Origin of the sequence: Bacillus vallismortis, from assembly GCF_040784915.1 — a bacterium.
In the GTDB taxonomy this organism is placed as follows: domain Bacteria; phylum Bacillota; class Bacilli; order Bacillales; family Bacillaceae; genus Bacillus; species Bacillus subtilis_G.
In genome coordinates this window covers 3807480-3828832 of sequence record NZ_CP160797.1, presented here as the reverse complement: position 1 = coordinate 3828832, position 21353 = coordinate 3807480, and the positions used below count along the sequence as shown (strand labels likewise).

Below are 21353 nucleotides of genomic sequence, written 5' to 3'. Positions count from 1 at the left end.
GCGGCTGCTGGATCAGCAAAGAAAAACCTGCAGAAGGGAGTTGCCGTAGTAGATGTCTCAATTACCACTTGAACTAGGATTGTCGTTTAACGGCGGAGATATTCTGTTCCAACTGTTAGCTATGTTAATCTTATTAGCGCTTCTGAAGAAATACGCTTTAGGGCCGCTATTAAACATAATGAAACAGCGTGAAGACCACATCGCTGGAGAAATTACGTCTGCTGAAGAAAAAAATAAAGAAGCGCAGCAGCTGATTGAAGAGCAGCGCGTTCTTTTAAAAGAAGCAAGACAGGAATCCCAAACTCTTATCGAAAACGCAAAGAAACTGGGAGATAAGCAAAAAGAAGAGATTATTCAGGCTGCACGTGCAGAATCTGAACGTCTGAAAGAAGCAGCAAGAACTGAAATCGTGAAGGAGAAAGAACAGGCGGTTTCTGCTCTCCGTGAGCAAGTAGCGTCTCTATCTGTCATGATTGCGTCGAAAGTGATCGAAAAAGAACTGGATGAACAGGCTCAAGAGAAATTGATTCAGGACTATCTTAAAGAGGTAGGAGAAAGCCGATGAGTGGATCAGCTGTCTCTAAACGATATGCGTCAGCTCTTTTTGATATTGCCAATGAGTCCGCTCAGCTGAATCAAGTAGAAGAAGAGCTAATCGTTGTAAAAGAAGTATTCCAAAATGAAAAAGCGCTTAATGATGTGTTAAACCATCCGAAGGTGCCGGCTGCGAAGAAAAAAGAGTTGATTCAAAATGTATTTGGCTCTTTGTCACAGACCGTGCTCAATACGATTTTTCTTTTGATTGACCGCCATCGGGCAGCGATTGTGCCTGATCTCACAGATGAGTTTATCAAACTCGCAAATGAGGCCCGTCAAACAGAAGACGCAATCGTATATTCAGTGAAACCGCTGACGGATACGGAAATTTCATCATTATCACAAGTGTTTGCACAAAAAGCCGGAGTCGCTTCACTGAGAATCAAAAATGAAGTGCAGACGGATTTAATAGGCGGCATTAAAGTCCGCATTGGAAACCGGATTTTTGACGGCAGCGTAAGCGGAAAGCTTCAGCGCATTGAACGTCAACTAGCCGGGGAAAATCGATAGAAGGGGTGAAACCTAAGTGAGCATCAAAGCTGAAGAGATTAGCACGCTGATAAAACAGCAAATACAAAATTATCAATCTGATATTGAAGTTCAAGACGTAGGTACAGTCATCCAAGTCGGTGACGGTATTGCGCGTGTGCACGGTCTTGACAACTGTATGGCCGGTGAACTTGTCGAATTTTCAAACGGCGTTCTGGGTATGGCCCAAAACCTTGAGGAATCAAACGTAGGTATCGTTATCTTAGGGCCTTTCAGTGAGATCCGTGAGGGAGACGAAGTAAAAAGAACAGGCCGCATCATGGAGGTTCCTGTCGGTGAGGAACTAATCGGCCGTATTGTGAACCCATTAGGTCAGCCGGTAGACGGACTTGGCCCGATCCTCACAAGCAAAACACGTCCGATCGAAAGCCCTGCACCAGGCGTTATGGACCGTAAATCCGTTCATGAACCGCTTCAAACGGGTATTAAAGCGATCGACGCACTGATCCCAATCGGCCGCGGCCAGCGTGAGCTGATCATCGGTGACCGTCAAACAGGTAAAACTTCTGTTGCGATCGACTCGATCCTGAACCAAAAAGACCAAGACATGATCTGCGTATACGTTGCGATCGGTCAAAAAGAATCAACAGTCCGCGGCGTAGTAGAAACATTGCGTAAGCACGGCGCGCTTGATTATACAATCGTTGTAACGGCGTCTGCGTCACAGCCGGCACCGCTTCTGTACCTGGCTCCGTATGCAGGGGTTACAATGGCAGAAGAATTTATGTACAACGGCAAGCACGTTCTTGTTGTATACGATGATCTTTCTAAACAAGCGGCTGCTTACCGTGAGCTGTCCTTGCTTCTACGCCGTCCGCCGGGCCGTGAAGCGTTCCCTGGGGATGTATTCTACCTTCATTCCCGCCTGCTTGAGCGTGCAGCAAAGCTTAGCGACGCGAAAGGCGCAGGATCAATTACAGCTCTGCCGTTCGTAGAAACACAAGCCGGAGATATCTCTGCCTATATTCCGACGAACGTTATCTCTATCACCGACGGACAAATCTTCCTGCAATCTGATTTGTTCTTCTCAGGCGTACGTCCAGCGATCAACGCCGGATTGTCTGTATCCCGTGTCGGCGGTTCAGCGCAAATCAAAGCGATGAAAAAAGTATCAGGAACGTTGCGTCTTGACCTTGCGTCATACCGTGAACTGGAAGCATTCGCTCAATTCGGATCTGACCTCGACCAAGCGACTCAGGCGAAACTGAACCGCGGTGCGCGTACAGTTGAAGTGCTGAAGCAGGACCTGAACAAGCCGCTTCCGGTTGAAAAGCAAGTAGCCATTCTTTATGCGCTGACAAAAGGACATCTTGATGATATTCCTGTAGCGGACATCAGACGTTTTGAAGAAGAGTACTACATGTACCTTGACCAAAACCATAAAGAACTGCTTGATGGAATTGCGAAAACAGGAAACCTTCCTGCTGATGAAGACTTCAAAGCTGCAATCGAAGGCTTCAAACGCACATTTGCACCAAGCAACTAACTCGAATGCTGATGAGAGAAAAAGGTTCTCTTTTTCTCTCTTTTTACGCAGATGAAGAGAAAAGGTGGTGAAATCTTTGGCCTCATTACGCGATATTAAGTCAAGGATCACGTCAACGAAAAAAACGAGCCAGATTACAAAAGCCATGCAGATGGTATCTGCGGCTAAGCTGAATCGTGCTGAAAACAATGCAAAATCATTTGTGCCATATATGGATAAGATCCAAGAGGTTGTGTCAAACGTCGGAAGAGTTTCCGGCAACGTGAAGCATCCGATGCTTCTCAGCAGAGAAGTGAAAAAGACAGCATACCTAGTCATTACGTCTGACCGCGGCCTTGCCGGCGCTTTTAACAGTTCGGTTTTACGAAGTGCTTATCAGGCCATGCAAGAACGTCATCAGTCTAAGGATGAGTACGCGGTGATCGTCATCGGAAGAGTGGGCCGTGATTTCTTTAAGAAACGTGAGATTCCGATCATTTCCGAGTTAACAGGGCTTGGAGATGAAGTAACGTTTACACAAATTAAGGATCTTGCCCGACAAACGATCCAAATGTTTACAGATGGTGCGTATGATGAATTGCACCTTGTTTATAACCATTTTGTCAGCGCCATTTCTCAAGAAGTAACGGAGAAAAAACTTCTGCCGTTATCTGATTTGGGCAGCGGCGGCGGTAAAAGAACGGCGTCTTATGAATTTGAACCGTCTGAAGAGGAGGTTCTGGAGGTTTTGCTTCCTCAATACGCGGAAAGCTTAATTTTCGGTGCGCTTCTTGACAGTAAAGCAAGTGAGCACGCTGCAAGAATGACGGCGATGAAAAACGCGACAGACAACGCGAAGGAACTTATCGATTCACTTTCGCTTTCTTACAACCGCGCTCGCCAAGCAGCCATCACACAAGAAATTACGGAAATTGTCGGCGGAGCAGCCGCTTTAGAATAGAAAGATTTTGTCAGGAGGGATAGCGATGAAGAAAGGACGCGTTAGCCAGGTATTAGGGCCGGTCGTCGACGTGCGTTTTGAAGACGGTCACTTGCCTGAAATTTATAATGCGATTAAAGTTTCACAGCCAGCAAGTGAAAACGAAGTAGGTATTGATTTAACGCTTGAGGTCGCTCTTCATTTAGGCGATGATACAGTCCGTACAATCGCAATGGCATCTACGGACGGTGTTCAGCGCGGAATGGAAGCTATTGATACAGGAGCGCCAATCTCAGTACCAGTTGGTGATGTAACACTCGGCCGTGTATTTAACGTACTCGGAGAAAATATTGATTTGAATGAGCCGCTTTCCGCGGATGCGAAAAAGGATCCGATTCACAGACAGGCGCCTTCGTTTGATCAGCTTTCAACAGAAGTTGAAATTCTTGAAACAGGTATTAAAGTTGTTGACTTGCTTGCTCCATACATCAAGGGCGGTAAGATCGGTTTGTTCGGCGGTGCAGGTGTAGGTAAAACCGTATTAATCCAGGAATTAATCAACAACATCGCGCAAGAGCACGGCGGTATCTCTGTATTCGCCGGTGTAGGGGAGCGTACTCGTGAAGGGAACGACCTGTTCTACGAAATGAGCGACTCTGGCGTAATCAACAAAACAGCCATGGTATTCGGCCAAATGAACGAGCCGCCGGGCGCCCGTATGCGTGTTGCTTTGACAGGCCTTACAATGGCTGAGCACTTCCGTGATGAACAAGGACAGGACGTACTGTTCTTCATCGATAACATTTTCCGTTTCACACAAGCGGGTTCAGAGGTTTCAGCCCTTCTTGGCCGTATGCCTTCAGCGGTTGGTTATCAGCCGACGCTTGCGACTGAAATGGGTCAGCTTCAAGAGCGTATCACGTCTACAAACGTTGGATCAGTTACATCTATCCAGGCGATCTACGTGCCTGCCGATGACTACACTGACCCGGCGCCGGCAACAACGTTCGCTCACTTGGATGCGACAACAAACCTTGAGCGTAAGTTAACAGAAATGGGTATTTACCCCGCGGTTGATCCGTTGGCTTCTACATCACGCGCCCTTGCTCCTGAAATTGTCGGAGAAGAGCATTATGCAGTTGCCCGTGAAGTACAATCAACGCTTCAGCGTTACAAAGAGCTTCAAGATATCATTGCGATTCTCGGTATGGATGAATTGAGTGATGAAGACAAGCTTGTCGTTCAACGCGCACGCCGCATTCAGTTCTTCCTTTCTCAAAACTTCCACGTGGCTGAACAGTTCACTGGACAAAAAGGTTCTTACGTGCCTGTAAAAGAAACGGTTCAAGGTTTCAAAGAAATCTTAGCCGGCAAATACGACCATCTTCCTGAAGATGCGTTCCGTCTTGTAGGCCGTATCGAAGAAGTTGTTGAGAAAGCAAAAGAAATGGGTGTAGAAGTTTAATCTGGTCCTAGGAGGGTAAAAGCATGAAGACCGTTAAAGTCAATATCGTTACTCCCGACGGCCCAGTATACGATGCGGATATTGAAATGGTGAGTGTGAGAGCCGAAAGCGGCGATCTCGGTATTTTGCCAGGTCATATTCCAACCGTGGCTCCTCTTAAAATTGGCGCTGTCCGTCTGAAAAAAGACGGACAGACTGAATTGGTTGCTGTCAGCGGCGGGTTTGTAGAAGTCCGTCCTGATCATGTGACCATCCTTGCCCAAACTGCGGAGACAGCGGAAGGCATCGATAAAGAGCGCGCTGAAGCTGCACGCCAGCGGGCGCAGGAGCGTTTGAATTCTCAATCAGGTGATACTGACATTCGTCGGGCTGAGTTTGCGTTACAGCGGGCTTTGAACAGATTGGATGTAGCAGGGAAATAGAAAAAATCCTTCTCTTTATGAGAAGGATTTTTTTATGACCGCATGAGAGAATCAAACAGCGACAGCAGCGGCTGACTCTCTTTTTGCCGCAAGTATAAACGATCACAGCAATTCACGGTATGCCATGATTTACGATGTCTTCTGAAACCCATTGTATAAGCGCCGTCTGTGTATGGGTAAGGCTTTACGATCCATTCCGCATCTTCATGATGGGCAATCACGCAATCTATAAGATACACACTGATCATTTTCTCGAATTCTTCAATAGGAAGATTCCAATCAGCAAGCAAAAGCTCTTGTATACTTTGAAAATAAAGGTTTTCAAGCTCTTCAAGACTTTCTCTCGTATAGGTAAGAGAAATGTTATAAAACTGACACAATTCATTCAGTTCTTCAATCTGTGACTGTCTATAATCATAATAGAATGCAATTGCTTCCCATTCCTGTTCAAAAATTGGCAAATCCTCACCGTATTGCTTTTCAGGCTGAAAAAAAGAATGATTCACGTTTGCCAGCTCCTTTCCAACAAAGTATACCATGTAAGAGAATCGTACTTTAAGCGGGGATTAACCCTAGATTTGGCTGATTATTCCGTTCTGTATAAAAGGTATCATCTTTATCTGTGCTTCTTATATAATAAGAAAGGGTAAAAACGCGGATAAAGGATGAAAGGAGTGGAATAGATGAGTGTATTGGGACAGCAGGCTGCAATCGGCATTGTCGTTCACTTGATTTTTATAGCGGTGACTTGGTGGGCACTGCAAGCCGTCAATATCGATCCGTTAATCAAAAAAGGCAAAGTTGTGCAAGCTAGACTCCTGATGATTTTGCTGACAATCGCTATTGGAACGGCCGTTGCAAATTTCTTTTTAGATTACCTCAATTATTCACAGCAGCTTCCCTATCTATTTTAATAGGTTTTGAACATCATAATCACGGGAATGGTTGGGGAAGGGGTATAAGCGAATAGCTCGAGTTTTGACGAAGATTTTTACGTATGGCGCCTCTCGCCTCCGGTAAAACTGGGGATAAGGGGGAGAGATGAATATGTACAAAAAACAAGTAAGCCGCGCCATTATCATTTCCGTGATGTTAAGCTTCGTCATAGCTTTTTTTCATACCATTCATGCGAGTGAGTTAACGCCGTTAGCGCAAATCGCTGAGGGGATGAAACGCCAAGATGTGTTAATAGATAAATGGACATTGCATGCCAAACAAAACATGTCGCTGACCGAAAAAGAATTTTATCAAAAAGTGCAACGTTTAAAAACAAAATATCGTCAATATGATTGGGTACTTGCACAGGAAGATAAGGTCGTAAAGGCAATGGGCACATATACTGACAAAAAAAATCGCACTTCTTTTAGGCTGCAGCTTGTCACAACCCTCAAAAAACACAACCCAACTTCGTATTTATTATATGAGCAAATGAGTCTTGAGACACCGAATAGCTGGAATGATACATATGAACAGTTTGAACGTGAGTCACTCGGGATATTCCAAGAAAAAGTAGTTATTTTTACTTGTCTAAATGGTCATTTAGATGATAATATGAGTATTGTTTTGCAAAAAAAAGCAAATCAGTTATTAAATGAATTTCAAGCAAGAACTGTAGAACATGTAGTTGAGCCAAATTTCGTTTCTATTTCTGCGTTTACAGATGAGTGGAAAGAGTCCATCATGACCTCAAAACATAAAATGAATTTGCAAATTGCACTTAGAAGTGCAGGAATGGGCGGAAAACATACCGTTACGGTTGGCACACCAATCGTTACGACTGAATATTAATATAGAGAATTTAGGGACGCGGAGGGGAATACCTTGGAAAAAATCATCGTCCGCGGCGGTCAAAAGTTAAACGGCACAGTCAAAGTTGAAGGCGCTAAAAATGCCGTTTTACCTGTTATCGCTGCATCTTTATTAGCAAGTGAAGAAAAAAGCGTAATTTGTGATGTACCTACGCTCTCCGATGTATATACAATTAACGAAGTGTTGCGTCATTTAGGAGCAGATGTGCATTTTGAAAATAATGAAGTGACTGTAAATGCTTCATACGCTTTGCAAACTGAAGCACCTTTTGAATATGTTCGTAAAATGCGTGCGTCCGTGCTTGTTATGGGGCCGCTTCTTGCGCGTACAGGTCATGCAAGAGTTGCGCTTCCGGGCGGATGCGCAATTGGTTCCAGACCGATCGATCAGCATTTAAAAGGTTTTGAAGCAATGGGCGCAGAAATCAAAGTCGGCAACGGCTTCATCGAAGCTGAAGTAAACGGCCGTCTGCAAGGCGCAAAAATCTATCTGGACTTCCCAAGTGTAGGAGCCACAGAGAATCTGATTATGGCAGCCGCTCTGGCTGATGGAACAACAACGCTAGAGAACGTGGCGAAAGAACCCGAAATCGTTGATTTAGCAAACTATATCAACGGCATGGGCGGAAAAATCCGCGGAGCTGGCACCGGCACCATCAAAATTGAAGGTGTCGAAAAGCTTTACGGCGTAAAACACCATATTATTCCTGACCGCATTGAAGCGGGCACATTTATGGTTGCTGCTGCAATCACTGAAGGAAACGTATTAGTTAAAGGAGCGGTTCCTGAACACCTCACCTCTTTAATTGCAAAAATGGAAGAGATGGGTGTAACGATTAAGGATGAAGGTGAAGGCCTGCGTGTCATCGGCCCGAAAGAACTCAAACCGATTGACATTAAAACGATGCCTCATCCGGGCTTCCCGACTGATATGCAGTCACAAATGATGGCGCTTCTGCTTCGTGCAAGCGGCACAAGCATGATTACAGAAACTGTTTTTGAAAACCGTTTTATGCATGCGGAAGAATTCCGCCGTATGAATGGTGATATCAAGATTGAAGGACGTTCTGTCATCATTAACGGTCCTGTACAGCTTCAGGGAGCTGAAGTTGCAGCGACTGACTTGCGTGCAGGTGCAGCGCTGATTCTTGCGGGGTTAGTGGCTGAAGGTCATACGCGTGTTACTGAATTGAAGCACTTAGACCGCGGTTACGTTGATTTCCATAAGAAGCTTGAAGGTATTGGCGCAGACATCGAACGTGTAAATGATGAGTCTGCTTCTGAGCAAGAGAACAAAGAAGTCGTTTCTGACTTAAACGCATAAACTTACCTAAAAACCAGTATGTCACTTTGGCATACTGGTTTTTTATTTTCGTGTATTATCATCATTATGCGCAAAATAGCAAAAAAGAATACGTAAATGACAAATAAAGTTTCTGTCCAAAACGAGGGTCATATTAGTTTGTCCCTGCCCATAGACTAGACTAGAGTCGAATTCCGAGCAGGAGGCAGCTGAATATGAAACAATTCGTAATCACACTATCTGTACTATGTGCATTGATTCTCTTGGTTCCCACACTCTTGGTCATACCATTCCAGCATAACAAAGAGGCGGGGGCCAGTGTAGAATCAGGAAAGACAGCAGTCAGCACGAAATCGGCATCAAAAGGAGCGGAAACGTTGAAAGCATCGCCTGTTTCTATTCCCGTCTATCGAACCGCAAATCAATCCGTAGAAAACATTCCGCTTGAAGAGTATGTGATTGGAGTCGTCGCCTCCGAAATGCCGGCAACCTTTGAATCTGAAGCGCTGAAAGCTCAGGCTCTCGCCGCCAGAACGTTTATTGTCAGACTGATGGTCTCAAATTCAGCGGTAGAGGCTCCTAAAGGCTCACTGGTGGATGATACACAGATGTTTCAGGTGTATAAAAGCAAAGCGGAGCTGAAAAAACAGTGGGGCGCGAGCTACGAGCGGGATTTGAAGAAAATCACAGATGCGGTTGCCAGCACGCAAGGCAAAATCCTAACGTACAACAACCAGCCGATTGAAGCCTCCTTTTTCTCCACAAGCAACGGCTACACAGAAAATGCTGAAGCCTATTGGACAAGTGCCATACCATATTTAAAAAGCGTCAAAAGCGCTTGGGATAAAAAGTCTCCGAAATATAAGGCAACGAAAACCTTTACAGCCTCAGAATTTGAACAAAAGCTTGGCGTCAAGCTGGATGGGTCTGGCACAGTCGGACAGATTACCGGAGAAACACCGGGCCGCCAGGTCGCAACGGCCGTTATTAACGGCAAGACGCTGAAAGGAAGAGACATACGCGAAAAACTGGGCCTCAATTCAGCCGATTTTGAATGGAAGCGAAGCGGAGACTCGATTACAGTCACGACGAGAGGATTTGGCCACGGTGTCGGGATGAGCCAATATGGCGCGAATTTTATGGCGAAAGAAGGAAAAACGGTTGATGACATTGTGAAGTACTATTACCAAGGTACACAAATTTCTGAAGCAGATTCGTTTTTGAATAAATATATGGCGAAGAAGTAGAAAAAGACGCTCATTGAGCGTCTTTTTCTGTTCTTAAATGTCTTTTATCTAAGAGCGGTTGAAATGTTTTAGAGAAGCTCCTGACAGCCTTTAGGGCGACAAGGGAATCAGTTCCTTTTTCCTGATTGCTCACTTTGAGATTGTGGTAAAGTAATCCACATATATCGACAGACTTCGACAGACTCATATAACGAAAGCCGAAAGGCCGACAATCTTCTTTTTTCTTAATAGTGTTAGGCGGAAATCACTAATAAAAACAAAGGTTTCTATGCAAAAGTAAACAACAGCAATGGGGAAGCCCGCCCTATTTATTTCTCTGTTTTTGTCGATTACGATTAATGATGTTCAGCGTTGAACATCTGCACGCAGAAACAAACTTGTAAAGGGGTACGAGCATGAAGAAAAGATTTTCACTGATCATGATGACAGGCTTGTTATTTGGATTAACCTCACCTGCTTTTGCAGCTGAAAAGAAAGAAGCGGAGGCTGAAGATCCGGCAAACGTGGCAGTTTTGCTTGATGCCAGCGGAAGTATGGCGAAAAGAATAGACAGTGTATCTAAATTTAATTCAGCTAAAAAAGAAATTTCAAAGTTTGCAAGCTCACTGCCGGAAGGCACTCAGGTGAAAATGAGCGTGTTTGGTTCAGAAGGAAACAATAAAAACTCCGGAAAGGTTCAGTCATGTGAATCTATCCGCAACGTATACGGCTTCCAAAGCTTTAACGAACAAAGCTTCCTCAATTCTCTTAATGCAATCGGGCCGACTGGCTGGACGCCAATTGCCAAAGCGCTGAACGAGGCGAAATCTTCTTTTGATCAGCTTGATACTAAAGGAGAAAAAGTAGTGTATCTGCTGACAGACGGTGAGGAAACGTGCGGAGGAAATCCGATTAAAACAGCAAAAGAACTGCACAAAGACAATATCACTGTGAATGTGATCGGTTTTGATTATAAAGAGGGATACAAAGGCCAGCTGAACGCGATTGCGAAAGTAGGCGGCGGTGAATACTTCCCTGCGTATACTCAAAAAGATGTTGAGAAAATCTTCACTCAGCAATCATTGATGTTATCTGAATAAGAAAAAAAGAGAGGCTGATAATGGTCAGCCTCTTTTTTGTATGTAACAAAATGTTCAAAAGTGATTCGCTGTCAGCCTGTAGCATAGTAGCAGATTTTCGTTTCTCTGTCTTGACCAAGGAGAAAAAAGAATGAATGGTGTTACAGTCTGTATATACTTTATGGGCGAAAATAGCTAAAAATCACCGGCATATCAAGCGATTTTGTACAGAAAGTGAAAGCGGTACAAAAGGCAGCTTGCCCTATATCTTTTTGCAATTTCATATTCTAGCATAAAGGATAATCCAACATAAAGTTGGAAAATATGATAGAGAAAGGAAGATTAAACGTGAAAAAATTGCTGGCTGCCGGTATCATTGGATTGCTGACTGTCTCCTTTGCCTCCCCGTCTTTTGCCGCTGAGAAACAGGCGGACACAAATGTGGCTGTTTTGTTTGACGGAAGCGGAAGCATGGTTCAAAAAACAGGAGGAGAGCGCAAAATAGATATTGCCAAAAATTCCGTCAAGTCTTTTGCCGAGCTGCTTCCGAAGGATACAAATCTCATGCTTCGCGTTTTCGGACATGCTGGAAACAATAAACTGTCCGGAAAAGCTCTTTCATGCAGCACGACGGAAACCATTTACGGCCTTCATCCATATGAAGGATCACTGTTTGACAATTCATTGAGCGAGATCAAGCCGACTGGCTGGACACCGATTGCCAAAGCACTTTCAGATACAAGAAAAGAACTTGAAGCATTCGACGCAGACGGAAAAAACGTGGTGTATTTAATCACTGACGGTGAAGAAACGTGCGGCGGAGATCCAGCGGCTGAAATTGAAAAGCTTCGTGAAGCGAATGTGGATACGATTGTAAACATTATCGGATTTAACTTTGATGTGAAAGGAAACGAAGAGATGAAACAGGCGGCTGTTGCTGGCGGCGGAGAATATATTTCAGCGAACAGCGCGGATGAGTTCGAACAGACTTGGGAAAAAGAAGCACAAAAATTTACTGAGTAATCGCTTGTATGAAGGCGCTCCCCCAGGCGCCTTTTTCTATTGGTTTAAAAACGATCTGTGCGGGAAAGATACCCTTAAAAGGGGTTGAACATATGAGATTATTAGGAATGATTTTTCTTATAGCCGCCGTGGCGTTTGTCTTGCTCGGTGTTTTTCTAAAACTGGCAGCCTTCTTTTTTGTCAGCATTCTCACCTTGATCGCAGCTGTTGTGCTGTTTGTGATCGTGAAAAAGAATCAGCATAATCAAACATAGAGCCCTTTATATAGAGGGCTCTCAGCGTGTCGACAAACCCCGCATTATTGTCAATGCACCTTGGTGCTCACGTGTTATGAAACGAACGGCGGCTAAATCCTTAGGCGTCCTGCCTAACACCGCCGTCATCACATCCTGTGAAAGCCCTTTATACAGAGGGCTCTTTTTATGTCTCAGAATTCGACAAAATCCGGGGATTATGAAAAAATATAAAGGCAGGAACATTGCGGAGGGGAAGAGAAATTGAATGATAAACTAACTGCGGTCAGGGATGTATGGCGCTATGAACAAGGGGAAATAAGCAAAATTGAAGACCGGATAGTGACGGAATATCCTTTGACAGTGATACTGAACGGGAGTGAATTTGTGACACTCGTTTGTACGCCGGAGCATATCAAAGAGCTTGTCATCGGATTTCTCGCATCAGAGGGTGTTATACGATTTCAAAAAGAGATTAAAAGGTTTACAATAGATGAAAGTCTCGGTTTTGTTTATGTCGATCTCATTCATCCTGAGGCATTGGATCAAAAGGATTATACAAAACGGGTGATCGGCTCATGCTGCGGAAAGGGCCGCCATTTTTATTTTCAGCAGGATGTCAAAACCGCAAAAACGGCTGTCAGCCAAATGAAAATATCGCCTGAAGCATGTCTGGCGCTTATGAAAGATTTACAGAAAGGGAGCGAAACGTTTCAGGATACGGGAGGCGTCCACAATGCGGCGCTTTGCGACACAGAGAAGCTGCTCCTGATGCGCGCAGATATCGGCCGGCACAACGCGCTTGATAAATTATACGGACACTGCCTGCTGAACGGGATATCTGTCCGCGACAAACTGATTGTGTTTAGCGGCAGAATCTCATCAGAAGTCCTGTTAAAAGCGGCAAAAATCGGCGTGTCGATTGTGATTTCCAAATCGGCCCCGACGGAGCTTGCGATTCAAATGGCGGAAGAATTAAATATCACAGCGATCGGATTCGTCAGAAACGGATCATTTAATGTATATACACACCCTGAGAGAATCGGGGGATAGGAAGGGGCTGTAGCTATGAATACAGAATCGCGTCAGATGTTGGATAAAAGGAACAGGCCGCTGAGAGACCTTCGCATTTCTGTTACAGACCGCTGCAACTTCCGATGCACGTACTGTATGCCCGCCGAATTATTCGGCCCGGATTATCCTTTTTTAAAGAAAGAGGAACTGCTTTCATTTGAGGAGCTGGAACGGCTTGCGACGCTGTTTGTCACAAGGTTCGGCGTTGAAAAAATCCGCTTAACCGGCGGAGAGCCTCTCATGAGAAAGGATATGCCCGAATTAATCAAAAAACTGGCCCGTATTCCGGGTGTCCGTGATATTGCGATGACGACAAATGGATCACTGCTGCCTGTTTATGCGGAGAGGCTCAAGGAAGCCGGGCTGAAAAGGGTCACGATCAGCCTTGATTCCTTAGAGGACGAGCGGTTTAAAAAGATAAACGGGCGCGGGGTTTCTGTCAGCAAGGTGCTTGAAGGCATTGAAGCGGCGAAGCAAGCGGGGCTCGGTGTTAAAATCAACATGGTCGTCCAAAAGGGCGTCAATGAAAAAGATATAATGCCTATGGCGCGTTATTTTAAAGAAAAAGGGCATATCCTGAGATTCATCGAATTTATGGATGTTGGGAACACCAACCAATGGGAAAAGAAGGACGTCATGACAAAGGCGGAAATCATTGATTTGATCAATGAACACATGCCGGTAGAACCGATAGCGCCTAATTATATAGGCGAAGTGGCTTCCAGATTCCGCTACTTGGACGGATCAGGGGAAATCGGCGTCATATCATCTGTATCTGATGCGTTCTGCGGATCATGCAACAGGGCCCGTCTTTCTGCGAGAGGGGAGCTGTTTACCTGCTTATTCGCTGCAGGCGGGTTTGACCTCAGAGCGCCGGTACGGCAGGAGTTAAGTGATGACGAACTGGCGGAGATGATCGGCACAGTATGGAAAAATCGGATCGATCAGTATTCGGTCGATCGTACTCTATCAAAAGCATTAGGCAAAAAGAAAGTGGAAATGTCTTATATTGGCGGCTGAATTTCATGTAAAAAGCTTATCGGCACTGTCCGGTAAGCTTTTTTTATAAGAGTCCAAGGGCAAAAAATAGTTACAAACACCGAAATATATAAGGATAGGCATAAAGAAGGAATCATTGTAAGAATTTTTAATTCCAATGCCATACATTATGATAAAATATAACCAATTAGAAAATAGAAAGGGTTGGAGGGGCATGGCCGCGTACGAGATCCCGTCATCTCAAGTAGGAGTGAAAATCAATAAGTGGTATAAGCACATTTTAGCATTTCAAGTGGCTGATGCCGTTAAGCTGAAGAAAGAGATTGATCAGAACATCGAACATATGGAAGAGGATCAGCTGCTTCTGCTGTATTACCAGCTGATCAGTTACCGTCACCAAATTATGCTGGATTATGTAAAACCTGACCTGCACGAGGAATCTCAGCTTCAATATCGTGAATTGATCAAAACGCTGGAAAGCAATCAGAACAGCATCTCCGGGTTATCTGAGTATTATTTTCACTTGTTCAGAGGAATGTACGAATTTGAACAGAACAATTATATTTCAGCCATATCCTTTTATCGGAAAGCTGAAAAGATGCTTGCGTTTGTGGAAGATGAAATTGAAAGAGCGGAATATCATTTTAAAGTGGCTGAAGTTTTTTATGTCATGAAGCAGACACACTTTTCCATGAACCATGCCATACAGGCGCTTGAGACATACAAGGATCACGATTTTTACAGAGTCAGAAGAATTCAATGCCATTTCGTGATATCAGGAAACTACATTGACTACAGAAATTATGAAAAGGCGCTTGAGCATTTGGATGACGCGTATCGCCTGGCTTTATTGGAAGGACAGCCCCGTTTGATCGGATCTGCCCTCTACAATATGGGGAATTGCTATGACGATAAAGGCGAGCTGGATCAAGCTGCGGCATACTTTGAAAAAGCGCTGCCTGTCTTTGAGGAGCATCAGCTGGAACAGCTTCCGAAAGCGCTCTTCAGCCTGACTCGCGTTCTTTTCAAAAAAGAAGATGCCCAAGCCGCGACGCGGTACTATGAAAAAGGGATTGCCATCGCTCAAAAACGAAACGATTTCTTCAGTCTGGCAAAATATAAATTTCTGCAGGCTTTATATGTGGAATGTGTCAATGTAGATATGATTCAAGAAGTATTTGACTATATGGAAGAAAAATCCCTGTATGTATATATTGAAGAATTCGCTTTGGATGCTGCCGCCTATTGCAGTCATCGTGAACAATACAAAGAAGCGGTGTATTTTTATGAAAAAGCGGTCAGCATGAGAGAGATGATCCAAAGGAACGACTGTTTATATCAAGTGTAAGACGAAACCATCTGCTGCCAGATGGTTTTTTTATATACAAAAAAAGGAGAGTATCGCAACGTTTATTTCCGGACGAAACAGGAAAAATCGCTACATATGCTTTTGAACAACTTAACATGGCCGGGTTCAGAAGGTGCCTGAGTCATTGACAAGCGTGAGGGGGGAATTCGATGTTTGGTTTCAATGATATTGTGAAGTTTTTATGGTCTTTCCTCATTGTTCTGCCGCTTGTACAGATCATACATGTTTCAGGGCACAGCTTTATGGCTTTAATTTTTGGCGGAAAAGGATCATTGGATATTGGGATGGGCAAAACGCTGTTTAAGATTGGGCCGATACGGATCAGAGCGATTTATTTCATCGATTCTTTTTGCAGGTTTGGTGAGCTGAAAACCGACAATCGGTTCTCACATGCACTCGTGTATGCCGGGGGCAGCCTGTTTAACCTGATAACGATTTTCGCGGTCAATTTGCTGATTATACACAGTGTATTAAAACCGAATTTGTTTTTCTATCAGTTTGTCTATTTTTCTACGTATTATGTGTTCTTCGCCCTGCTGCCGGTTCGATATTCTGAGAAAAAGACATCAGACGGGCTGGCGATTTATAAGGTGCTTCGCTACGGAGAACGCTATGAGATCGATAATTAACATTCAAATGTTTACCGCCTCTTAGATCGGGAAGGTAACAAGTACACAGATATGAAGGGAGAGAATCAACATGGGTAACGATAGTGTAAAAGATAAAATGAAAGGCGGCTTCAATAAAGCCAAAGGAGAAGCGAAGGATAAAGTCGGAGATATGACCGATAAAGCGGATATGCAGGCTGAAGGCAAAAAAGATAAGGCAAAAGGCGAGATCCAAAAGGATATCGGGGAAGCGAAGGATAAATTCAATAAAGATTAATCGTACGGAAGAGGCGGGAAACGATATGTTTCTTGCCTTTTTTTGTGCGCTTGTTTGGATGTGTTAATAAATGTAACAAAAAAAGCAGTCGATTTGGTTAAAGTATCTAAATTTTTAAAATATTATATGAAATATTGGCTCTCTTCTATATAATGATGACATAAGATGTTAACTTTTATTACATAAGCTAGTGGAATCACAAAAGGGAGGTTTTGAATGAAAAACAAAGGGGTTGGAATACAGGTTGTTTTTCTGTTGTTTCTGCTCATGGTTCTGATGACGGGATGCGCTGCGCCGAAGAAAGTGTCGGAAGCCAGCGGGGATGCGAAAAAAACAGTTGATATCGACACAAGCGGTGATTCAGTGAAGGTTGGGATTCTTCACTCGTTAAGCGGAACTATGGCGATCAGCGAAGTGTCCGTACATGATGCGGAGTTAATGGCGATTCAAGAAATCAACCAAAAAGGCGGAGTTCTCGGCAAAAAGCTTGAACCCGTCGTGGAAGACGGCGCTTCAGACTGGCCTGTTTATGCGGAAAAAATGAGAAAACTGCTTCAGCAGGATAAAGCCGCTGCTATTTTTGGCGGATGGACATCAGCGAGCCGCAAAGCCATGCTTCCGGTTGTGGAGCAAAACAACGGGCTGCTGTTCTATCCGGTGCAGTACGAGGGAATGGAGTCATCACCTCATATTTTTTATACCGGAGCAACGACGAATCAGCAAATTGTTCCGGCTGTTGATTGGCTGCTGAAGAATAAAGGTAAGAAGTTCTTTCTGATCGGATCAGATTACGTGTTCCCGAGAACAGCCAATAAAATCATTAAAGCGCAGGTGAAAGCGGCCGGAGGAGAAATTGCCGGTGAAGAGTATACGCCGCTCGGCCACACGAACTACAGTACGCTCGTCAGCAAAATCAAAGAAAAACAGCCTGATGTCATTTTTAATACATTAAACGGCGACAGCAACGTGGCGTTTTTCAAACAGCTGAAAGATGCGGGCATCTCGGCTGACGATATGCCTGTGATGTCGGCAAGTGTCGCTGAGGAAGAAATTCGGGGGATCGGCCCTGATGTGCTAAAAGGACATTATGCGGTGTGGAATTACTTTCAGACAACCAATACGAGCGAAAATCAAACATTCGTGAAGAACTATAAAAAGATGAACGGCGATAACAGGGTGACGAGCGACCCGATTGAAGCTGGCTATAATGCGGTCTATCTCTGGGCAGCAGCTGTTGAAAAAGCGAAGTCCTTTGATGTCGATAAGGTGAAGAAAGCGGCTGACGGGATTGCATTCAAAGCCCCGGGCGGCACAGTGAAAATCGACGGAGATACACAGCATCTGTACAAAACGGTCAGAATCGGGCAAATCACGGGGGATGGACAGTTTAAAGAAGTATGGAACTCAGGTGACCCGGTAAAACCTGATCCGTATTTAAAATCGTACGATTGGGCAAAGGGGTTATCTAAATAAATCAAAGCCGTTTGCGGGAGAGGAGGCGGAACATGTCTGTCGTCATGACTCAATTATTTAACGGGATCAGTCTCGGATCTATTTTGATTCTCATTGCGATTGGGTTGGCCGTTACATTCGGTTTGATGAACATTATTAATATGGCGCACGGTGAGCTGATTATGGCAGGAGCCTACACGACATATGTCGTTCAGCAGCTATTTATCAGCTATTTGCCGGCTTCCCTGTTTTCTTACTATTTTTTAATCGCAATCATCATGGCGTTTGCGGTTGCGGCGCTTATTGGGATTGTCATTGAAAAAGTGATCGTCAGGCGATTATATGACCGTCCGCTCGACAGCCTTTTGGCGACGTGGGGAGTGAGCTTGATTCTGCAGCAGGCGGCCAGATCGATTTTTGGCGCGCCGAATGTGGCCGTCAAGTCTCCTGAGTGGCTGACGGGTGGGGTGACGCTGTTTTCCGTTACCTTTCCGTATAAAAGGCTGTTTATTTTGGCGCTCGTTTTTTTTACGCTGGCGCTGCTCGGTTTCTATTTATTTAAAACCTCTGCGGGGCGGCGGATGCAGGCTGTTACGCTGAACCGGAGCATGGCATCGTGTCTCGGCGTATCTGTGAGAAAAACCGATACGTTGGCTTTCGCGCTCGGAAGCGGGCTGGCCGGTATCGCGGGGAGTTCACTCACATTGCTTGGCTCAATTGGGCCTACTCTCGGTTCATCTTACCTAGTCGATGCTTTCATGATCGTTATTTTAGGAGGAATCGGAAAATTGAAAGGCACCATTATAGGCGCGGTGGCCGTCGGTTTGCTGAGCACATTCGTTGAGTATTCCACAAGTGCTACGATTGCCAAGGTTGTCGTGTTTGCATTTATTATTCTCTTTCTGCAATGGCGGCCTTCAGGTCTTGCGAGTGTCAGAACGAGATTACTTGATTAGGAGGGAACCGGATGAAGCGGTTTTCACAATTCAGTCCGTATCTGGTGATGTTTGCTCTTCTTATCGCCGCTCCGTTCTTGCTGCAGGAGTTTCGATTAGGGCTGTTGGCAAAGTTTTTGTGCTTTGCGATTGTAGCGGTCGGCATTTGCCTGATTTGGGGATATACAGGCATTTTGAGTTTGGGACATGGCGTCTTTTTCGGATTGGGTGCTTACTGCATGGCTATGTATTTAAAAATAGAAGCCTCGCCGTCAGGCATTCCTGACTTTATGGAGTGGACAGGGGTCACTGAACTGCCGTGGATCTGGGCAATGTTCAGGAACCCTTTAGCTGCGATTGCCGCGGCAGTCACTGTGCCTGTCTTTCTGGCCTTTTTACTCGGTTACTTTACCTTCCGCAACAACATAAAGGGCGTTTATTTTTCGTTGATCTCTCAGGCTGTTGTTGTGGTGGTTGTCACATTGTTCATCGGCAGCCAGGGAATCACAGGCGGCACGAATGGCCTCACGAATTTCTATTCCATTTTCCAGTATTCTCTGGCCGATCCCGCAATGAAGCGGATTTTGTATTTTACGGCACTCTTTTTCCTCGGTGCTTCTGTCGTGCTCGCTTTGTTTCTGACGAGAAGCCGTTTTGGGCGGCTATTGCAGGCGGTGCGCGACGGAGAAAACAGAGTCCGTTTTTTCGGGTATCATTCCACCGTTTTTAAAGTGTTTATTTATTGTGTATCCGCTGCGATGGCCGGGATTGCCGGGATGCTGTTTGTGCTTCAGGACGGGATGATCTCGCCGGAAATGATGGGCATCATTCCTTCGGTGGAAATGGTGCTGTGGGTGGCGATCGGCGGCAGGCACTCCATTTTCGGGGCGGTGCTTGGCGCACTTCTAACGAACGGAATGAAAAGCTATTTAAGCGAATATTATCCTGACATTTGGCTGTACTTCCTCGGCGCACTGTTTATCATCGTTGTGCTCTATATGCCAAAAGGGATTGTCGGGCTGTTCGAGAAGCTTATAAACCAGCTTTCCTCCTCAAAAAAGAAAGGAGCGGCTGCTTATGAAACCGATACTTACCTGCCGTGACGTGAAGGTTAAGTTTGACGGGTTTTGGGCTTTGCGGGGCGCTGATATCAGTGTGCAGGAACGTGATATCCATTTTCTGATTGGGCCGAACGGCGCCGGAAAAACGACTTTGCTGGACATCATTTGCGGAAAAACAAAGCCGCATTCGGGTGAAGTTCTTTTTCAGGAAGCGGATGAATTGACAAAGACTCGGGAATATCAGATCGCGAAACTGGGGGTCGCCAGAAAGTTTCAGGCCCCGAGTGTCTTTACGCGGCTGACAGTGTTTGAAAACCTCGAACTTGCCATGAAACAGAAAAAAACGATTCTTTCATTGCTGACAGCGCGTATGACAAAAGAGCAAAGTGACAAGATGATAGACATCCTGAGGCTGATAGGGTTAGATGACAAACGGGATCTAACAGCCGGAAGCCTGTCACACGGACAGAAGCAATGGCTTGAAATCGGCATGCAGCTCGCCATGGAGCCAAAGCTTTTGCTGCTGGATGAACCGATTGCCGGCATGACGGGAAAGGAGCGGGAAAAAACCGGAGCCTTGCTTGAAGAGATCGCGAAAACGTGCTCTGTTCTGATTGTCGAGCACGATATGGATTTTGTGCGTTCGTTTTCAAGAAAAGTCACGGTCATGCATGAAGGCAAAGTGCTTTGTGAAGGGTCGATGGATGACATCACAAGCAATGAAGAGGTGGAAGCGGTGTATTTAGGAAGGAGAAGTGTGTCATGATTACCGTCAGCAATGTAACGTCCGGTTACGATCAATCGATGGTTTTGCACAGCCTCAGCATGATGGTTCGTCCGGGGCAGATTGTCGCTGTATTAGGCCGAAACGGAGTCGGCAAATCCACTTTGCTGAAAACAATCATAGGCCTGCTTCCGGCTAAACAGGGGGATATTTGTTTTAATCAAACGTTTGTTCAAAACGAAAAGGCGGAAACACGGGCAAGAGCGGGGATTGCGTACGTTCCGCAGGGAAGAGATATCTTTTCCTCCTTAACCGTTCGTGACAACCTGCTGCTCGGGGAGGAGCCGCTTCCGAAGAAAAAGCGGACGGGGCAGATCAAGGAAGAAATTTTTCAGTGGTTTCCCGTTTTAAAGGAGATGCTTGACCGCAAAGGCGGCGATTTAAGCGGAGGGCAGCAGCAGCAGCTTGCAATTGCCAGAGCGCTGATGGGAAATCCGAAAATTATTTTACTTGATGAACCAATGGAAGGAATCCAGCCGTAAATTGTCGAACTAATCAGACAAGTTATCGTGGAAATTGCCAGAAAAAAGGACATTTCCGTTATGTTAGTCGAGCACAGTCTGGAAAAAGCGTTAACATGTGCTGACCACCTTTATGTGATCGACAGGGGAACGGTTATTGATGATGGGAAGGCCGATGAAGAAACGGCACGCCGCTTTGAAAGGCATCTTACTGTATGATTTT

23 protein-coding genes and 1 pseudogene are annotated in these 21353 nt (G+C 45.1%); 23 read left to right on the top strand and 1 reads right to left on the bottom strand.

The window, feature by feature from the left end; genetic code table 11:
• The first annotated feature begins 52 nt into the window (after window positions 1-52).
• The 6 genes from atpF (at window position 53) to ABZM97_RS19110 (ending at window position 5438) form a co-directional block, all read left to right on the top strand.
• Window positions 53-565: a F0F1 ATP synthase subunit B gene (atpF, locus tag ABZM97_RS19135; protein ID WP_003221894.1), complete on the top strand. Its 513-nt coding sequence runs from the start codon at window positions 53-55 to the stop codon at window positions 563-565.
• Window positions 562-1107 (top strand): F0F1 ATP synthase subunit delta, encoded by a 546-nt coding sequence (locus tag ABZM97_RS19130; protein ID WP_087992695.1) that lies wholly within the window; start codon window positions 562-564, stop codon window positions 1105-1107. The genes atpF and ABZM97_RS19130 overlap by 4 nt, the downstream gene beginning before the upstream one ends.
• A 16-nt stretch (window positions 1108-1123) precedes the next feature.
• Window positions 1124-2632 (top strand): F0F1 ATP synthase subunit alpha, encoded by a 1509-nt coding sequence (gene atpA / locus ABZM97_RS19125; RefSeq protein ID WP_010328920.1) that lies wholly within the window; start codon window positions 1124-1126, stop codon window positions 2630-2632.
• A gap of 76 nt (window positions 2633-2708) precedes the next feature.
• On the top strand, window positions 2709-3572 hold the full coding sequence (gene atpG / locus ABZM97_RS19120) for an ATP synthase F1 subunit gamma (RefSeq protein ID WP_087992694.1): 864 nt from the start codon (window positions 2709-2711) through the stop codon (window positions 3570-3572).
• Between the two features lie 25 nt (window positions 3573-3597).
• Entirely contained in the window at window positions 3598-5016 is a 1419-nt protein-coding gene (gene atpD / locus ABZM97_RS19115) for a F0F1 ATP synthase subunit beta (RefSeq protein ID WP_010328918.1), read from the top strand.
• A 23-nt stretch (window positions 5017-5039) separates the two neighbouring features.
• Window positions 5040-5438: a F0F1 ATP synthase subunit epsilon gene (locus ABZM97_RS19110; protein WP_087992693.1), complete on the top strand. Its 399-nt coding sequence runs from the start codon at window positions 5040-5042 to the stop codon at window positions 5436-5438.
• Window positions 5439-5470: 32 nt separating this feature from the next.
• Here ABZM97_RS19110 and ABZM97_RS19105 read toward each other — a convergent pair whose 3' ends face one another.
• Entirely contained in the window at window positions 5471-5944 is a 474-nt protein-coding gene (locus tag ABZM97_RS19105) for a hypothetical protein (RefSeq protein ID WP_087992692.1), read from the bottom strand.
• A gap of 177 nt (window positions 5945-6121) precedes the next feature.
• Between ABZM97_RS19105 and ABZM97_RS19100 the strand changes: the two genes are divergently transcribed.
• The 17 genes and pseudogenes from ABZM97_RS19100 to urtE all read left to right on the top strand — a co-directional run bounded on the left by ABZM97_RS19100 (window position 6122) and on the right by urtE (window position 21349).
• Window positions 6122-6352, top strand: a complete 231-nt coding sequence (locus ABZM97_RS19100; RefSeq protein WP_003227691.1) for a DUF1146 family protein — start codon at window positions 6122-6124, stop codon at window positions 6350-6352.
• A 133-nt stretch (window positions 6353-6485) separates the two neighbouring features.
• Window positions 6486-7226: a YwmB family TATA-box binding protein gene (locus ABZM97_RS19095; protein WP_087992691.1), complete on the top strand. Its 741-nt coding sequence runs from the start codon at window positions 6486-6488 to the stop codon at window positions 7224-7226.
• A 33-nt stretch (window positions 7227-7259) separates the two neighbouring features.
• Window positions 7260-8570 carry a UDP-N-acetylglucosamine 1-carboxyvinyltransferase gene (gene murA, locus ABZM97_RS19090; protein ID WP_087992690.1) on the top strand — a complete coding sequence of 437 codons (1311 nt, stop codon included), beginning with the start codon at window positions 7260-7262 and terminating at the stop codon, window positions 8568-8570.
• Window positions 8571-8764: 194 nt separating this feature from the next.
• Entirely contained in the window at window positions 8765-9796 is a 1032-nt protein-coding gene (spoIID, locus tag ABZM97_RS19085; RefSeq protein ID WP_087992689.1) for a stage II sporulation protein D, read from the top strand.
• A gap of 395 nt (window positions 9797-10191) precedes the next feature.
• Window positions 10192-10875 (top strand): VWA domain-containing protein, encoded by a 684-nt coding sequence (locus ABZM97_RS19080; RefSeq protein WP_087992688.1) that lies wholly within the window; start codon window positions 10192-10194, stop codon window positions 10873-10875.
• A gap of 327 nt (window positions 10876-11202) precedes the next feature.
• The gene (locus ABZM97_RS19075; protein WP_087992687.1) at window positions 11203-11877 is read left to right on the top strand and encodes a VWA domain-containing protein; all 675 of its coding nucleotides are present in this window, start codon (window positions 11203-11205) and stop codon (window positions 11875-11877) included.
• A gap of 92 nt (window positions 11878-11969) precedes the next feature.
• Window positions 11970-12131, top strand: a complete 162-nt coding sequence (locus ABZM97_RS19070; protein ID WP_087992686.1) for a hypothetical protein — start codon at window positions 11970-11972, stop codon at window positions 12129-12131.
• 243 nt (window positions 12132-12374) lie between these two features.
• Window positions 12375-13163: a formate dehydrogenase accessory sulfurtransferase FdhD gene (gene fdhD / locus ABZM97_RS19065; RefSeq protein WP_087992685.1), complete on the top strand. Its 789-nt coding sequence runs from the start codon at window positions 12375-12377 to the stop codon at window positions 13161-13163.
• 15 nt (window positions 13164-13178) lie between these two features.
• Window positions 13179-14204 (top strand): GTP 3',8-cyclase MoaA, encoded by a 1026-nt coding sequence (gene moaA, locus ABZM97_RS19060; protein ID WP_202327924.1) that lies wholly within the window; start codon window positions 13179-13181, stop codon window positions 14202-14204.
• Between the two features lie 193 nt (window positions 14205-14397).
• Window positions 14398-15531: a tetratricopeptide repeat protein gene (locus tag ABZM97_RS19055; RefSeq protein WP_087992683.1), complete on the top strand. Its 1134-nt coding sequence runs from the start codon at window positions 14398-14400 to the stop codon at window positions 15529-15531.
• 170 nt (window positions 15532-15701) lie between these two features.
• Window positions 15702-16181, top strand: coding sequence for a hypothetical protein (locus ABZM97_RS19050; protein ID WP_087992682.1), 480 nt, complete (start codon window positions 15702-15704; stop codon window positions 16179-16181).
• Window positions 16182-16251: 70 nt separating this feature from the next.
• Window positions 16252-16437: a CsbD family protein gene (locus tag ABZM97_RS19045; RefSeq protein WP_087992681.1), complete on the top strand. Its 186-nt coding sequence runs from the start codon at window positions 16252-16254 to the stop codon at window positions 16435-16437.
• A gap of 216 nt (window positions 16438-16653) precedes the next feature.
• Window positions 16654-17910: an urea ABC transporter substrate-binding protein gene (gene urtA, locus ABZM97_RS19040; protein WP_087992680.1), complete on the top strand. Its 1257-nt coding sequence runs from the start codon at window positions 16654-16656 to the stop codon at window positions 17908-17910.
• Between the two features lie 32 nt (window positions 17911-17942).
• A complete protein-coding gene (gene urtB, locus ABZM97_RS19035) occupies window positions 17943-18845 on the top strand; it encodes an urea ABC transporter permease subunit UrtB (RefSeq protein ID WP_087992679.1) in 903 nt (300 codons plus the stop codon).
• 11 nt (window positions 18846-18856) lie between these two features.
• The gene (urtC, locus tag ABZM97_RS19030; protein WP_087992678.1) at window positions 18857-19927 is read left to right on the top strand and encodes an urea ABC transporter permease subunit UrtC; all 1071 of its coding nucleotides are present in this window, start codon (window positions 18857-18859) and stop codon (window positions 19925-19927) included.
• Window positions 19902-20651 (top strand): urea ABC transporter ATP-binding protein UrtD, encoded by a 750-nt coding sequence (urtD, locus tag ABZM97_RS19025; protein WP_087992677.1) that lies wholly within the window; start codon window positions 19902-19904, stop codon window positions 20649-20651. The genes urtC and urtD overlap by 26 nt, the downstream gene beginning before the upstream one ends.
• A pseudogene (gene urtE / locus ABZM97_RS19020) lies at window positions 20648-21349 on the top strand (urea ABC transporter ATP-binding subunit UrtE). Before urtD ends, urtE begins: the two are co-directional and overlap by 4 nt.
• Window positions 21350-21353: the final 4 nt, after the last annotated feature.